The following is a 14,698-nucleotide window of genomic DNA, read 5'->3' on the forward strand; positions in this document are numbered from 1 at the left end:
TATGCGAGTCTTTTTTGTGCTCAAAATTCGCAAAATACCAATTTGTGGCTAATGCTATCTAGAGCTTAATTGTAAGCCAATACTTAATAAGGACGTTTATGAACAAGTATTTAGCAGAATTAGTCGGCACTTTTTGGTTAGTTTTAGGTGGCTGTGGCAGCGCAGTCTTAGCGGCAGGTTTTCCAGAACTGGGGATTGCTTTTGTTGGTGTGTCTTTGGCCTTTGGTTTAACCGTACTCACCATGGCTTTTGCCATTGGACATATATCGGGTTGCCACTTAAACCCAGCTGTCTCGATAGGGTTGTGGGCTGGTGGACGCTTTGATAAGGCGGAGCTGGTTCCTTATATTATTGCGCAGGTCATCGGTGGCGTAGTCGCTGGTGGGGTCCTGTACCTAATTGCTAGCGGTGCTGATGGGTTCTCGCTCAGCGGAGGCTTTGCCAGTAATGGCTATGGTGAGCACTCCCCGGGTGGTTATAGTCTAACGGCGGCCTTAGTATGCGAAATCGTACTCACGGCTATGTTTTTGTTTGTCATTATGGGTGCAACTGATGATCGCGCCCCAGCAGGGCTGGCTCCGATAGCGATTGGACTGTGTTTGACCCTAATTCACTTGATTAGCATTCCGGTTACCAATACCTCAGTGAACCCAGCGCGAAGTACTGGTGTTGCTATCTATGTGGGCGACTGGGCTGTGGGGCAGCTGTGGTTATTCTGGCTCGCACCTATTGTTGGTGCTGTTATTGGCGCAAAACTCTACAAAATGATAGCGAAAGCCAACTAATAGAATTAGATTATCATCTATTAAAAATAAATAAGGATTTGTAAACAAAAGCTTACAAATCCTTATTTATTGTATGGAAATTTATATTCGTAAAGCCTTATATATCTTATGCTTAGTCTGACCTTTAATCATCAATTAGAGGCACGCAGCTCAAATTAATAACTGCGACACTATTCTAAGCACAGGATGAAGCTATGAAAAATTCTAAATTGCTACCTAGCGCGCTCGCGCTAGCGTTAATGAGTTCATTTGCAAGCCATGCAGGCATTGCGATTGTTGATAATGAGCAAGGCCGTTTTGCCATAGGCGGCGATGTTGAATTTGATTTTGATTACCGTGATAAAAAAGGTAACCCAAATCAAACTCCAGAAGCAGGTCCGAATGACAACAGTTATGGTCAAGGGGGACGGGTACTAATTGACTTTGACGGCCTACGTACACTGGACAACGGTAATTATCTTCGCGTAAATGTCGAACTACTAGCTGAAACAACGGGCAATGCAGGTATCGATAACGCTTTTTTTGCTTTTGGCGGTCAAGATAGCTGGATGGTAAAAGCTGGTCGTTATGAAGCCTTCGACATGTTTCCTAAAGGTATGGATGTATTTTTGGAAACTACGGGTAACACTTCGGATGAGCAATACAACGACGGTGAAGGTTATTTCTATCAAATGAAAGAAGGCCGCGGACGAGGCGATGCTGCGGGTCAAATCATGTATGGGCATCAACTCAATAATTTCTACATTGAAGTCTCAACACTTATCGGTGACCGTGCGAGTTTTTTTGGTACAGAATCAACTCATGGTACCCCAACCGCGACTGCAAGCCAGCGCTATTACCATGGGCAAGAGATTTCGGCTGACAAAGACTCATTCATTGTTCGTCCAGTCATCTCGTATAAAGTCGGTGATTTCACCTTGTCGGCAGCTATGGAAGCCAATTTGGTTAGTGACGCACTGGTGACCGTTGCTGGAGATGTAAGTAATCGCACCGGTTATGGCCTTACAGCGAACTACGATGCAAATGGTGTCAATGCCAATTTAAGCTACGCTTACCTAGATGCATTGAACGAAAAAGATCAAAGTATCGGTGCAACAGTCACGTGGAATAACATTGGTCTCGGCTATTTCTGGACAGAAAACAAAATTGAAGCGAGTAGTTCTACGACATTAAATGCGGGAACTGCTGCGGGTCAAACTCTGAATGCAGCCTATGAATTTGCAGATGTCATGACGGTGGAAGATTTCTCAGTGTTTTTAGGTGCTTACCATTCAAATTGGGATGACAAAGACAAAGTTCTAAACAATACCTTTGAGAAAGATTCGGGAGCACGTGTTCGCCTAAAATATTTCTTCTAATCGTTTAGCAAAACAGCCCAGTTTACTGGGTTGTTTTTGCTTTGACCTTGATACGTATCCACTTAGGAGTATGCATTTAAGGGCTAAGGACTAGTATGAAATACTGACAAGCCTTGGGCCCCTGATATCAATAAGAAATTATCGGATACGCTAACTATTTCTCGGGTCACACCCATTGAAAAACTATGCATTAGTTTAATATGTTCTTGGTCGGATGGGCTCAAAGCCCGTTGATTTACACCGCGCGATTTAATGACAATATCTTCAGTTTGAGTGAGTAAATGTTGTCCACTTAACTCCCAGTTCGACCGAGAAACTAGATCTAGTAATACTCTCTCGCTAGTAAATGGTGGACTGGTTTGAAAATGACTAGTAATGGTGAGTTTTTGATTTGGATGCAAAATGAGTTCGCCATGTAACTGAGTCCCATTTTCGATGTTTTGCGCAAAACTGTTGATCTCATCCCCATAATCAAAAGCAACCGAGTTGTAGGACCAACGTTTATCTAGAATCTCGCTCTTTATGCCACCGACACCACGTTGATAATAGCTATATGCCATGAGTACAAAACTTAGAATAAATACTGCGACACAAATGAGTGCTTTTGAAGTGAGTTTAGTTCCGATTAACATCCGATATCCCACGCTTCGAGGTTTTTGAAATATATGTTTGTGCTTCGATTTGGCCGACCAGCACTGGAGTCTCTGGGGTCTATTAGGCTTAGGCTAATATTGTTACCACGACGAAATATAACCACATTTTTTGAATCTTGCAGTTTGAGCTGTTGTCTGTAGCTATCGGTACAATCCGCGATTTCGGAAATGTTGTCTAAAAAGTCGTCGGGCTTAACCCCTGATGCATAATAGTTAATTCCTTCAAATTCAACTTTTTGAAATTCAGGTAATCTAAAGTCAGGTTTAGGGACGAAAACAAAGCTTATAGCTGCAATTATCATACAGGTAGACATGGCCCACATTCCCCACTGCCAAAGGGGGAGATTTAACCTTTTCGAATTAACTGCGCCGAGTTGTTCAAAACTGATCGGAGTCGCATCACCAATATAGATATAGCCCTTCTTGGGAACGGTTCGAATAAATTGAGGGGTTTTACTGTCATCATTAAGTAACTTTCGCAGATTGGAAATAGCTTGAGTAATACTACTGTCATCAACTTCCAGTCCCTGTTTACGCCAAACTTCTTCCTGAAGTCGTTCTCGGGTGACAATTTGGTCACGTCGATCAATCAGTATCATCAACGCTTTAGCTTCATTGTTGCCAAGCGTTTGCACTACTTCCCCGTTTTCGTCATATAACTGCTGCTTTAAGGGCTCAAAGCTCAGCAAATTGGAGAGGCGATAACATGGGGATTGCATGGAGTGGCCTTTGGTCGCAAAAAATCGATGATAGGGACTAATGCATCGAAGATCAATTGTCTAGATCAGGGTTCTTGAGAGTCTTGTTGTTTTTTTAGCTCTCGGCTTTGAAGTTTAGAAAGCTGGTAACTTGGAAAACGGATATCCAATGCAAGGGCAAAACCACGCAGTGCAAAGGCTAAGCTGCTAGCAATGAGTGTGGCTGTTAAGGGCTCAACTTCGAGATATATGAGAGCTAAATAGGATGTCGATCCGGCTAAACAGGCGGTTACATATATTTCTGGATCAAAAATCACTAGGCGCTGCTGCATAATAATATCGCGCAAGACGGAGCCTATGGTACTGGTCATTACTCCCATCACCACTGCAACCAGTGGTGGAGCTCCAAATAGCATCGCTTTTTGGGTGCCAAGTACAGCAAATAATGCGATACCAGCCGCATCTAGCCATAATAGAAACTTGTCGAGATGCACCACCCAGTGGGCAGCATAGTAAGTAATTACAGACGCAAAAATACAAATGCTTAAGTAAGCCGGATCCTCAATCCAAAAAACTTGGTCGATGTTCAGCAATACATCGCGCAGAGTTCCACCACCAATTCCTGTGACCACACCTGCAAGGATGAACGCAAATATGTCTAATTCTTTTTTTGCCGCACACACAGCGCCTGTGAGTGCAAAGACAAACACAGCGAATAGGCCAAAATTGTAGATGATAGCGTCAAAAGTCGCGGCTGACATCTAACCCTCTATTAGCTTGTTATAACGATAACGTAATACTTTAAGTGCTCGTTCAGGATTAATGTCATCAAAAACACTAGGGTTAGCCACTTGTTCTAGAAATTCGAGCTGAGGGCAATATTCACTGACTTGAGATTTAAGGTAATCACGACTGAGCTCCGGCGCATTTAGGCATAGTAAAACGTCGGCTTGGTCACTTAACAAGTCTGGTAAGCGTTTTAATAAGCGAGAATAGTCTTTTGTGGCAACGAAACTGCCGCGTTGATTACTCGGTGGATCGGCAATTAATAGTTCATAAGGCCCAAGTTTTTTTAGTTTTCCCCAAGACTTAAAAATATCGTGACTTAAGTATCGTACGCCATGGTCCAGTTGGTTGTATTGGTGATTTCTCTTCGCAATATTCAGAGCACCTTTACTCATGTCGATATTCACAACCTGGCGCGCCTGACCCTTAAGTGCTGCCATTGAGAAACCGCCGGTATAGGCAAACATGTTCAGTACGTTTTTGTCGGCACTGTGCTCTTGTACCCACGCTCTACCTTGACGCATGTCCAAGAACAGGCCGTGGTTTTGCCCTTTTAGCAAGTGCACTTGAAAGGCTATTCCGAGTTCGCTAACCCAATGTGGTTCTGGCACCGCGCCACAAATGAGCGTGCTTTGGGCGGCTTGACCACTTTGACGATGTTGGAATACTAAATTAAGAATTCGAGATGAATCCAGTTGCAGCAAGCGCTGTTCTAAGGCGTCACGAATAGCTTCTAATTCTTGAAATGCCAGCGCTTCAAAGCTAGTGAGTAAAAAAACGTCCGGATACCAGTCAAGATTTAAGTTATCGCAGTTCTCAAAACGCCCACCGCGTCCGTGAAATAATCGCTGCACGTCATGGCCAATTTCAATAGAGGCAATGGTATCTAACAATGCTTGCATGGCTTCTGTTATTCCGTAGTTGGGTAGCTGGTTTAAACTTGAAGTAGCTTATAGCAATCGCTCTCATTACAAAATCAAGTCCGCGAAAAAAAGCAGAGTTTCTTCATTTATCGATGTATTGATCATGACTAATTTGAGAAGGCTTGCGCTTTAGGTAATGACTTCCATCGCGTTGCGGTTGCTAATGGAATAGATATAGCGCGAAAACGAAAAAACCCACGCTAGGCGTGGGTTTTTCGTTTTGAGTTCGGTAACTCAACATAAATATGGTGCCCGGACCCGGAATCGAACCAGGGACACGAGGATTTTCAATCCTCTGCTCTACCGACTGAGCTATCCGGGCAACGGCGGCTATTAAACGGTAATGACGGTTTTATGTCAAGCAGCTTAAGCTAATAATTCTGTATTTTAAGACCGTTTGCCGAACTTATACTCAAGTCGACCAATCTATCAGCAACTTCTACCAATGCCACTGCAGATAAACACTCTGATAGTTGCTTCCGCCCTTAATACGACCGAATAAGGAAGAGCTTTCGAAAATAGCGCTACGGTGGTGGATACCATAACCAAGCCAAAGCTCCTTGAGTTCATTTTTTCTGAAAACATCGCCAATACTAATGTCGAGGCTAAAGTCTAAATAATTGAGTAACTTGCTTGCGTTAGCGTAGCCTTTTTTGTCGACTATTTCGCGTTGTTCCAAGTCACTGATTTGAGACGTATAGGATAGACCTTCTGCAACCCCTAAACGAATTCTCCAAGGTAATGGCAGCGTATAGTAACCTTTGAAAGCAAAAACATATTCTAAGAAGCGATCTTGGCCTGCACTTGAATGGTGGTAAGCAATACCAGGCGTTGCATAGACTTCAATTGGTAGTGTAAGTAGGGTATCACTCAACTTGTGACCATAAAAAAGAGAAGTTAGTTGGTTGTTGTTGAAGTCTTTTTCAGTGTTACCGTGAATGATGTCATCAAGATTAGAAGGCGTACCCCATGCATGCGCTACACGGACATAACCTGGGTTTTCTGGAATCGGTTTTCCGATGCTTTCGCCACTAAAGCTAATCCCGATACTGCTTTGTAGCTCATAGTCACTGTCGATAGTCTCCAGACTTCGGGTATTATGTCCGAGGCGATTTACTGCTAGATCGCCAATAACACTAAACTCTTGCCAAATAGGGTAGCGAAAGGAAGCACCTAATCGCCAGTCAATGTCAGCTTTAGCATTGGTATCGTAATCGGTGGCAAAATTAAGTCCATAAAAGTAATCGTTAAACTCCGCACTTTTGATGGTTGCTTGTACGTAGGGAATAGCAATCAAGTTTCCAAATTGCGTTTTCTGACGATACTCAATTTTAGAGTAAGGTAAATTTTGGCTGTTACTCATAAGGCTTGCGAGTAAGGCTTTGTCTTGTGAGAACTTGTATTGCCAACGCACACCAACATCAATGCCATTGTCTGACTTTAAATTCTGTACTTCAGCGGGCATATCAAAAAAGCGGAACTCTGAGTGAAGCGACACAGTATTCGAACCTTCATCCCAAAACTTTATCCCGCCAGCTGCGCCTTCTAAATACAGATAGTCACCTTCGTAATAAAATAATGGTACAAGATCTTTTACTTTATCAGAGCGAGGTATTACTTCTCCATTTGAGGTTTCAATTTCCGCAAATGGGATATCCGCGTTACGCAAACTGATACCGAGAAGCCAGTCATCATCACCATTGATATTGATAAATCGGTTGTTGTCGTTCGCGAGGGCTTGTGTGATAAAAATGAGGTTGAAAATTAGTAGAAAACGCACAATAAGTCCTTTTAATTTAGTCCTGCGAATATTAGCGAGATAAGCCTGAAATGCAAGATAAGTCATGCCAACAATGCTTAAATTAGCGAAGCTCTCATCCAACTAGGCTGTTATAATTAAAAACTAAGGCTTAATGAAAGCGAATTTTGAATGAAAGGTAGTTGCAATGCTTAGTGCAGGACAAACCGTTGAACTGATTGTAAATGAAGTATTGGACCATGGCTTGGTCTTAGGGCAAGAGAGCCTTGCTCAGCAAGCGTGGTCTGAAGAATCGGGGAACGAACAAGTATTTATGCCAGCAGCGGCCTACAGAGATGTCCCAGCCGTTGGGGATACGCTGCGAGTCTTCCTTAATCGCAACAGCGACGGTAGCTTAGAAGCTGGTTTACAGTTTCCTAAAGCCCAAGTAGGTGAAGTCGCGTTATTGCGAGTTAATCAAGTTAACCAAGTTGGAATTTTCTTGGATTGGGGCCTAGATAAGGATTTATTCTTACCCTTTAGTAACCAACGCCAACCAATGGAAGAGGGCAAGCGATACCTTGTTTACATCTATGTTGATCATAGCGGCCGTGTCGTATCGACTGCAAAAATCGATCGCTTTATTCAAGATGAAAGTACCGGCCTAAAAGTCGGAGAAAAAGTGAATGCTATTGTCGCTTCGCGCACAGACCTTGGGTATAAGTGTGTCATTGAACAAAAGTTCTGGGGCTTACTGTATAAAGACCAAGTGTTTCAGCGTTTGCGTCAAGGTTTAGAGCTAGAGGTTTTCATTAGCGGTATTCGCGAAGACGGTAAGGTTGACTTGAGCTTACAAGCGCCCATTGCGCAGCGTTTACCTGATCTTGCCGAGCGAATTCTTGAGCGCTTAAGTGCCGAAGGTGGCTATATGGCCATGAACGACAAATCTGCTCCGGAGCTTATTCAAGCGGTGTTTGGAGTCAGCAAAGGCAACTTCAAAAAGGCCATTGGGACCTTGTATAAAGCCGGAAAAATAAAAATATCGGCGACTGGTATCGTATTGGTCGAAGAAGTGAGTTAGTCTTTTTTCAAGCGTTCAACAGGCGCTATGCCTGTTGATTGTTCACATCTTTTAACTGCAACCAATTACTCGCAATTTGATCCGCAGGCAGTGGCATTGAATAGAAGTAACCTTGTATTTCATCCACACCACATTCGATAACCGCGCTAAGCTCGGCTTGGGTTTCAACCCCTTCAGCTACAACATTAAGATTAAAGTGTTCGGCTAAATCGACAATTGCACGAACTAGTCGCTGATTACTCACATTTATGTGCAGATTCGTGATGAACAAGCGGTCAATTTTAAGTGAATCACTAGGGAAGTTGGCTAGGTAAGCGAGGCTTGAATAACCAGTGCCGAAATCATCGATACTAATTCCAATGCCCGCTTTTTGTAAGGCGTGTAAGTGGGTACTCACCAGTTGCACGTCTTCCATCAGTAACGACTCTGTAATCTCTAGCTCTATCAGTTTGCAAGGGACTTTAAATTTGCTAATGCGCTGTAGTAGCTGTTGACTAAAGTTTTTTTGGTGCAGCTGAATGGCTGAAATATTGATGGAGACGGGGACCACTTGTAGGCCTTGCTCGATCCAGCTTTGTAATTGAGTTAAAGCTGCGTCAACAACCCAGTTACCTAAACCGAGCATCAAACCTGCTTGCTCAGCAATTGGTATGAAAATACCTGGTGGTATCGACTTTTGCTCATGATTACGCCAGCGAATAAGCGCTTCCATACTTAAGATTTGACCCGTTTGAGAAACACGAGGTTGATAATAGAGTTCGAACTGGTCCTGATTCAGGGCCATTCGTAGATTTTTTTCCATTTCAACGCGTTCAAGGGCAGTATTAGCCAGTTTCGATTCAAACAATACAGTTTGATTTCTGCCTTTTTGCTTGGCCATAAACATCGCTAAATCTGCGTGACGCAGCAACATGCCATATTCGTTGCCATCTCTTGGGTATTGCGATATTCCGATACTTGCAGAAATCTCGAAATTTAAATCGTCGAGTTTTATCTCACCGTTGACCGCATTGGCAATAAACTTCCCAAGTTGTTCAGCACCGTACTCACTATCGCACACCATAAGTACAAACTCGTCGCCGCCAAGGCGGCTTAGGATCATGTTATCATTTTGTATTGCTTTCAATTTATCCGCGACTGATTTTAAAATGCGGTCTCCAGTTTGATGACCGATACCATCATTTATTAGCTTAAAGTTGTCTAAGTCGATGAGGGCAATATGAAAATGACTATCGGGATTGTCTTGAATGTATTGCTCAATTCGTTTTTCTAGCTCGATGCGATTTGGAAGGCCAGTTAATCGGTCAAAAAGTGCTAATTGTCGGATCCTATCTTCTGAGTTTTTCCGCTGCGTAATATCTCTGCTAATACCAGCAGTACCAGTGATTAAGTTGAAGCTGTTATAGATTGGTACTTTTACGGTTTCTGACCATGAGCTCAGTGCCGTGCTAGAATTCTCGTGCTCTTTCACTAATGCTTCTTGAGAACGGACAACTTGTTGATCTTCATCGAAAAATTCATCGGCGATAGATTGTTCTAGAAGGTCATAATCTCGTTTCCCAACAATTTGTTGGCTACTGAGCCCAAAATAGTTCGCAAAATGGGCATTAGTCCAAACGTAGTAACCATCAAGATCTTTAATCCAGGCAGAATCGGGTGTGCTATCCATTAATGCTTGCAGCTGTTGCGCACTTTTTTCACTTTGTTCTAGAGCTTTAACACTTGATTGATATTTGACCCAGAGAAAGATAACCGCAATACAGAGAATAACTAAGGTGACATACAACGAAAACATGAAAACAACCAAGTATAAATAATAGCGCTTATTCTATCTTAAAGGTCTATAACTTTGATAGCCCAAGCACTTGTTTGATGCGTAAATAAATAAGTACGGCCAGTTTAAAATCGCATACAAATCAATCATGTATGAACTCTTTGTTCATGAGTTACTTATTTAGGGTTCGCTTATTAGCGGCGCAGGCAATGGACCAGTAAAAATATTCAACAGTGCTTAAAATCGATGAGGAGCTAAGGCTTATACAAAACTGAAGTATCAATACGCACTTCAGAACGAAGCCGTATTGATAACTCAAGGGGACTAGACTTAAAGAGCGATGATATCTCGTTCTTCGATGCGCCGGTCTTTTTTTAAGAAATGCTCGCAGTCTTTTATGGCTGAAATAACTTCACGAGTTAGGTCCTGTCGTTCGCCGTCACTTAACGCGCTTAGGGCATCAACATGATGACGTACATAACGAACTGGAAGGCGGTTCAGGGCTAAACAACATAAATCACTTACAAAATCAGGTGGGTATCGGTCATTCAAGCCGGCAATAAGTATTTGGTCTTCTAACAGTTGCTCGGTTAAATTATGTACGTCTTCTGAAATCGCCATAGTTCGCTCTTTTTAGTCTAAGTCATTTAATATATAGCATGTGCTTGATTGTGATAAAGCAGCTATGCATCGATTTGTGATCACGCTTGTTTATATAACTCGGTGTATTGTGGTAATGAATCCTGCCACAAGAAGCGAGTTTGGATAGCTCGGTCACACATGTCTTGGATAGCGTCCGGATGCTCTAAATATAAAAGCAGTGCGCGACGAAGGCTATTGAGTAGGGTCTGTCCACTAGGTTGTTCGAATACGAAACCAGTGGCTTGTTCTGGGTTCTGGTCATAGTCGATTACTGTGTCTTTCAGACCTCCAACTGCGCGTACAATAGGTAAAGTTGCGTAGGCGAGACTATACATCTGGTTGAGTCCGCACGGCTCAAACACCGAAGGCATTAAAAAGAAATCACTTCCGGCTTCTATGAGATGAGCAAGCTCATTGCTATAAGCTTCTATAAAGGCTAGTTTTTGCGGATATTGCTGAGAAAGTTGATGTAGTTGCGATGCTAGTTTCGGGTCGCCCGTTCCAACAATGATCACTTGTACATCATGAATCAAAAAGTCTTCCAAAGCTTCAATAAGCATATGGAATCCTTTTTGTTCAGTGAGTCGAGCTACGACACCAAAAATAGCGACGTCGTTTTGCTCAAGTCCCACTTTAATCTGCAAGCTTTGACGACAAACCGTTTTGCCGCTCATATCCGATTGTGAATAATTAGAGGGTAGATAAGGGTCTGTTTGCGGATCCCAATCTGAGTAGTCGCAGCCATTAAGTATGCCACTTAGGTCATCAGCCCTTTCGTTTAGGATGTCACTTAATCCGTGCGAACCAAGATGAGTAAGTAACTCAGCAGCATAACTAGGGCTAACGGCATTAATTTTATTGGCAAAGCGGATCCCAGTTTTTAACATATTGACGGCATGGTGATCTTCGTAGAGCTCATCAATATTCAATTGTGACTCCAACTTCGCAAATTGCTGACCAGGAAATATGCCTTGATAAGCCGCATTGTGAATAGTGATAACGCTGCGGGTATCTTTGAAGAATTCTGAACCGCGATACTGCTTCTCAAGTAAAAATGGGACTAATCCAGTATGCCAATCATTGCAATGGATAATATCGGGTTTGAAGTCTAGGGTTTCGCAAAGAGGAAAAACGGCTTGGGAGAAGAAACTAAAACGTTCGCCATTATCTGCAAATCCATGGCCATTCTCAGTATAAAGTTCATCACGGAGAAAATAGTCATCATGCTCTACTAGGTAAACTGGAACATCAGCGATCTTAAGTTCACTAATTCCGAATCCAATAGTATGGCTCTGATAACTAGCGATGGACTTGGCTTGTTCGCGGCGGTTTATGCTTTTATAGAACGGCATGACAATACGAACATCAAAGCCCTGTTCTTTTAATGCTAATGGCAGGGCCTTAGCTACATCTGCAAGTCCACCTGTTTTAGCCAAGCTTTCAACTTCTGAGGCAACAAACAATATTTTAAAATTTGAGTTATTCAATTAGAACTCCTAAGCCAATGCTTGATCAGGTTAAAGCACTGGACTAAAGACTGGGCAAAGAGAAATCAATTTAGATAAACAGGCATGAAAATGTAACATAAGTATTGATAAATGCTTATCTAAGCCGACTTGAATAAATATCAATATTAACAGGAGCATATTGTAATGCAATAAGGTGCGTTACTAGGCCTTGCGTCTTGCAAGTCAATCAAACGCTGGAGCTGCACTCCAGCATTTGATTGCTTTAAGCTTAGAATCCTATTTTGGCACCTTTGGGAATGACCACAATCCCTTCGGGAGAGACGGTATACAGCTTACGGTCTTGTTCGAGATTTTCGCCAATGATAGTCCCTGGAGCAATTTCAGCTCCTTTATCGATAATAGTCCGTCGAATGCGGCAACCTTCGCCAATACGGCAGTTACTAATCAACACCGACTCAGAAACAATAGAGCCGCTACGAACATGGCTTCTAAAGCCAAGGACACTGCGTTCAACCACCGAGCCTAAAACGAAACTACCAGCGGATACCAGAGATTGACTTACTTTAACGACGTTCTCTCCTACATCCTTAAAGGTCGCAGGGGGGAGCGGAGGGTAATAAGTATGTAAAGGAAACTTAGGATTATAGAGTGAGAACTCAGGATCTTCACTTAGTAAGTCCATATGAGCTGCCCAATAAGAGTCAATAGTACCTACATCGCGCCAATAGCCGTGGTGAACCTCGCCTTCGATTTGGTTGGTGGTAAAGTCATAGACGAAAACATTCCCCTTGGCGTACAACTCAGGGATGATGTCTTTACCAAAATCGTTGCTCGATTCAGGGTTCTCAGCATCTTTGCTCAACGATGTCAGCAAAGTTTGAGTTTCAAAGACATAATTACCCATGGATGCCAGTACATGATCCGGGTCGCCAGGGATGGTCTTCGGATTTTGTTTTGGTTTTTCTTCAAAGCCTATCATTCGGCCTTGTTCGTCAACTTCTATAATCCCAAATTGGTCAGCTTGTGAGATCGGTACCTTGATCGCCGCAACAGTTAAATCAGCTTTGAGTTGCTTATGGTAATCCACCATCTGGCGCACATCCATTTTATAGATGTGGTCGCTACCAAAAATACAAACGTGGTCGGGTTCGTTGATTTCTATAAATCGAGCGTTTTGATAAATTGCGTCAGCAGTTCCGTTGTACCAACGTTTACCAACTCTCATTTGCGCAGGTACAGCATCAATAAAGCGATCGGTAATACCTGACAAATGCCAAGCTTGTCTCAGGTGAATATTCAATGATTGAGATTTAAATTGAGTCAGAACATAAATCTTTAGAAAGTCGGAGTTTACAAAGTTATTAAGAGCAAAATCGATGAGTCGATAACTGCCACCAAAAGGCACCGCAGGTTTGGTTCTTGATTCTGTAAGGGGGTATAAACGCGTGCCTTCACCACCCGCTAAGATCATCGATAAGATACCAGCCATTTACTTTCCTCATTAATTGTATGCTTGAAATCGTTTTCAGGGTTTAAAATTCCATATTTAGCTTAAGAAGTAAACCGATACCCAAGTCTAGCTATATATCTTTATGTTTGCTGTAAAATTAATGTTGCAAAGGTTGCGGTCTAATGTGTTGGGCATTAACGCAGCGCACACAATTAAAGCTTTTACTTTATTTAAATTTTAGCTAGCGGCAAGAATTTTGAATCGCCCGTTACTTGCTACTTCTCGAACCGTAGAAAAGTGGCTTTGCAATATGCTTTCATAGGCCAAGAATTTATTGGCAACTAACCACAGTTCACCTTCTGGACGAAGGTGTTGCTTGGCTTGCTTTAAAAAGGTCTCACTGGTCTGGTATTGAGTTTTGGTGCCTTCGTGAAATGGAGGATTGCTGACGATGACATCATAACTGTCCTTCACTTCATTCAATCCATCTGACGCAAAAAAATGGGCATTGATTTGATTATACTGCTGATTGAGGCGGCAACTTTCAATAGCATAAGCACTGACATCCAGACCACTAACCTTTAGTGTTGATTGGGTGGCTAAACTAAGGGCAATCACGCCACAGCCACAGCCAAAATCGAGAACCGAGCCAGATAGTTTCGGCAAGTGTTCAAGTAAGAGTTTCGTTCCTTCGTCAAGTTTGCCATGACCAAAAACGCCAGGCAAAGAAACCAATTCAAGCTGACTTTGCAAATCTGGGATCTGCTTTATCCAAGATTCTAGTTCAAAGGCTTTGATTGTCCCTTCAAGTTCACTGAAATATAGCGAACAACGTCGTGCGCTATCTATTTTCTGGCAACTTAGTTGATGCTCTTTGAGTAAATTGGGCGCCGCATTAACCCCACCCTTATTCTCACCGACGATAAAAATAGTAGTGCCCGGCTGAAGTTGCGCTAACACTTGCGCCAACAAAAACTGTGCTTCAGCTTTGGCTTTGGGCATATACAAAATTAAAGTGTCTATGGTTTCGTTAATAACTGGGCTTGCGGTAAATACGACCTTGAGTTGGTCTCTTTCTTGCGTTTGTAAGTGCTGGTAATGGCCAAAATGATTACAATAAACCGTGACACTCGCGCTATGCTCAAGCAGGTCTAAGGCAAAGTCATCATGGATTTGTCCAACTAAGGCTAGATTCTGGTCTTTAAACAAATCTAAATGGCGAACTAAAAGTTCCGAAGGGGCTGAGAGTGTGCGTAGCATGTTCAGAAATAGCTTAAAAAGTTTGCAACGATCATAGCAGTTTTGACGGCTTTTGGCTGTCTTAGGCACCATTTATTCAAT

Annotated in this window: 13 protein-coding genes and 1 tRNA gene; 3 read left to right on the plus strand and 11 right to left on the minus strand. The window is 42.6% G+C overall.

The window, feature by feature from the left end:
* Positions 1-98: 98 nt before the first annotated feature.
* Positions 99-785 carry an aquaporin Z gene (gene aqpZ, locus DBZ36_RS08755; RefSeq protein ID WP_120354568.1) on the plus strand — a complete coding sequence of 229 codons (687 nt, stop codon included), beginning with the start codon at positions 99-101 and terminating at the stop codon, positions 783-785.
* 194 nt (positions 786-979) lie between these two features.
* The gene (locus DBZ36_RS08760; protein ID WP_120354569.1) at positions 980-2,143 is read left to right on the plus strand and encodes a carbohydrate porin; all 1,164 of its coding nucleotides are present in this window, start codon (positions 980-982) and stop codon (positions 2,141-2,143) included.
* An 83-nt stretch (positions 2,144-2,226) separates the two neighbouring features.
* Here the strand turns inward: DBZ36_RS08760 and DBZ36_RS08765 are convergent, their stop codons facing one another.
* The 6 genes from DBZ36_RS08765 to DBZ36_RS08790 form a co-directional block, all read right to left on the minus strand.
* Positions 2,227-2,775, minus strand: a complete 549-nt coding sequence (locus DBZ36_RS08765) for a hypothetical protein (RefSeq protein ID WP_120354570.1) — start codon at positions 2,773-2,775, stop codon at positions 2,227-2,229.
* A complete protein-coding gene (locus DBZ36_RS08770) occupies positions 2,769-3,515 on the minus strand; it encodes a winged helix-turn-helix domain-containing protein (protein WP_120354571.1) in 747 nt (248 codons plus the stop codon). The genes DBZ36_RS08765 and DBZ36_RS08770 overlap by 7 nt, the downstream gene beginning before the upstream one ends.
* Before the next feature lie 65 nt (positions 3,516-3,580).
* A complete protein-coding gene (locus tag DBZ36_RS08775) occupies positions 3,581-4,255 on the minus strand; it encodes a trimeric intracellular cation channel family protein (RefSeq protein WP_120354572.1) in 675 nt (224 codons plus the stop codon).
* Entirely contained in the window at positions 4,256-5,182 is a 927-nt protein-coding gene (locus DBZ36_RS08780) for a class I SAM-dependent methyltransferase (RefSeq protein WP_120354573.1), read from the minus strand.
* Between the two features lie 267 nt (positions 5,183-5,449).
* Positions 5,450-5,525 (minus strand) — tRNA-Phe (locus DBZ36_RS08785).
* Positions 5,526-5,642: 117 nt separating this feature from the next.
* On the minus strand, positions 5,643-6,983 hold the full coding sequence (locus DBZ36_RS08790) for a MipA/OmpV family protein (protein WP_158589057.1): 1,341 nt from the start codon (positions 6,981-6,983) through the stop codon (positions 5,643-5,645).
* 166 nt (positions 6,984-7,149) lie between these two features.
* Here DBZ36_RS08790 and DBZ36_RS08795 point away from each other — a divergent pair, with 166 nt between their 5' ends.
* On the plus strand, positions 7,150-8,022 hold the full coding sequence (locus DBZ36_RS08795) for a CvfB family protein (RefSeq protein WP_120354575.1): 873 nt from the start codon (positions 7,150-7,152) through the stop codon (positions 8,020-8,022).
* Positions 8,023-8,047: 25 nt separating this feature from the next.
* On the opposite strand, the gene DBZ36_RS08800 is transcribed toward DBZ36_RS08795, so the two are convergent.
* The 5 genes from DBZ36_RS08800 to rsmC all read right to left on the minus strand — a co-directional run bounded on the left by DBZ36_RS08800 (position 8,048) and on the right by rsmC (position 14,617).
* Positions 8,048-9,817, minus strand: coding sequence for a putative bifunctional diguanylate cyclase/phosphodiesterase (locus DBZ36_RS08800; protein ID WP_120354576.1), 1,770 nt, complete (start codon positions 9,815-9,817; stop codon positions 8,048-8,050).
* A 309-nt stretch (positions 9,818-10,126) separates the two neighbouring features.
* Positions 10,127-10,417 (minus strand): late competence development ComFB family protein, encoded by a 291-nt coding sequence (locus DBZ36_RS08805; RefSeq protein WP_120354577.1) that lies wholly within the window; start codon positions 10,415-10,417, stop codon positions 10,127-10,129.
* Positions 10,418-10,497: 80 nt separating this feature from the next.
* Entirely contained in the window at positions 10,498-11,925 is a 1,428-nt protein-coding gene (glgA, locus tag DBZ36_RS08810) for a glycogen synthase GlgA (RefSeq protein WP_120354578.1), read from the minus strand.
* 250 nt (positions 11,926-12,175) lie between these two features.
* Complete coding sequence (gene glgC / locus DBZ36_RS08815; RefSeq protein WP_120354579.1) at positions 12,176-13,396, minus strand: glucose-1-phosphate adenylyltransferase; 1,221 nt, start codon at positions 13,394-13,396, stop codon at positions 12,176-12,178.
* Between the two features lie 198 nt (positions 13,397-13,594).
* A complete protein-coding gene (rsmC, locus tag DBZ36_RS08820; protein ID WP_158589058.1) occupies positions 13,595-14,617 on the minus strand; it encodes a 16S rRNA (guanine(1207)-N(2))-methyltransferase RsmC in 1,023 nt (340 codons plus the stop codon).
* Between the last annotated feature and the right edge of the window lie 81 nt (positions 14,618-14,698).

It is taken from the genome of Alginatibacterium sediminis, from assembly GCF_003610775.1.
GTDB lineage: Bacteria > Pseudomonadota > Gammaproteobacteria > Enterobacterales > Celerinatantimonadaceae > Alginatibacterium > Alginatibacterium sediminis.

Coding starts and splice junctions, on each gene's coding strand:
- DBZ36_RS08775 (WP_120354572.1), bottom strand. CDS start 4,255: ATGTCAGCCGCGACTTTTGACGCTATCATCTACAATTTTGGCCTATTC.
- DBZ36_RS08805 (WP_120354577.1), bottom strand. CDS start 10,417: ATGGCGATTTCAGAAGACGTACATAATTTAACCGAGCAACTGTTAGAA.
- DBZ36_RS08795 (WP_120354575.1), top strand. CDS start 7,150: ATGCTTAGTGCAGGACAAACCGTTGAACTGATTGTAAATGAAGTATTG.
- DBZ36_RS08800 (WP_120354576.1), bottom strand. CDS start 9,817: ATGTTTTCGTTGTATGTCACCTTAGTTATTCTCTGTATTGCGGTTATC.
- DBZ36_RS08760 (WP_120354569.1), top strand. CDS start 980: ATGAAAAATTCTAAATTGCTACCTAGCGCGCTCGCGCTAGCGTTAATG.
- DBZ36_RS08780 (WP_120354573.1), bottom strand. CDS start 5,182: ATGCAAGCATTGTTAGATACCATTGCCTCTATTGAAATTGGCCATGAC.
- DBZ36_RS08765 (WP_120354570.1), bottom strand. CDS start 2,775: ATGTTAATCGGAACTAAACTCACTTCAAAAGCACTCATTTGTGTCGCA.
- glgC (WP_120354579.1), bottom strand. CDS start 13,396: ATGGCTGGTATCTTATCGATGATCTTAGCGGGTGGTGAAGGCACGCGT.
- DBZ36_RS08770 (WP_120354571.1), bottom strand. CDS start 3,515: ATGCAATCCCCATGTTATCGCCTCTCCAATTTGCTGAGCTTTGAGCCC.
- aqpZ (WP_120354568.1), top strand. CDS start 99: ATGAACAAGTATTTAGCAGAATTAGTCGGCACTTTTTGGTTAGTTTTA.
- rsmC (WP_158589058.1), bottom strand. CDS start 14,617: ATGCTACGCACACTCTCAGCCCCTTCGGAACTTTTAGTTCGCCATTTA.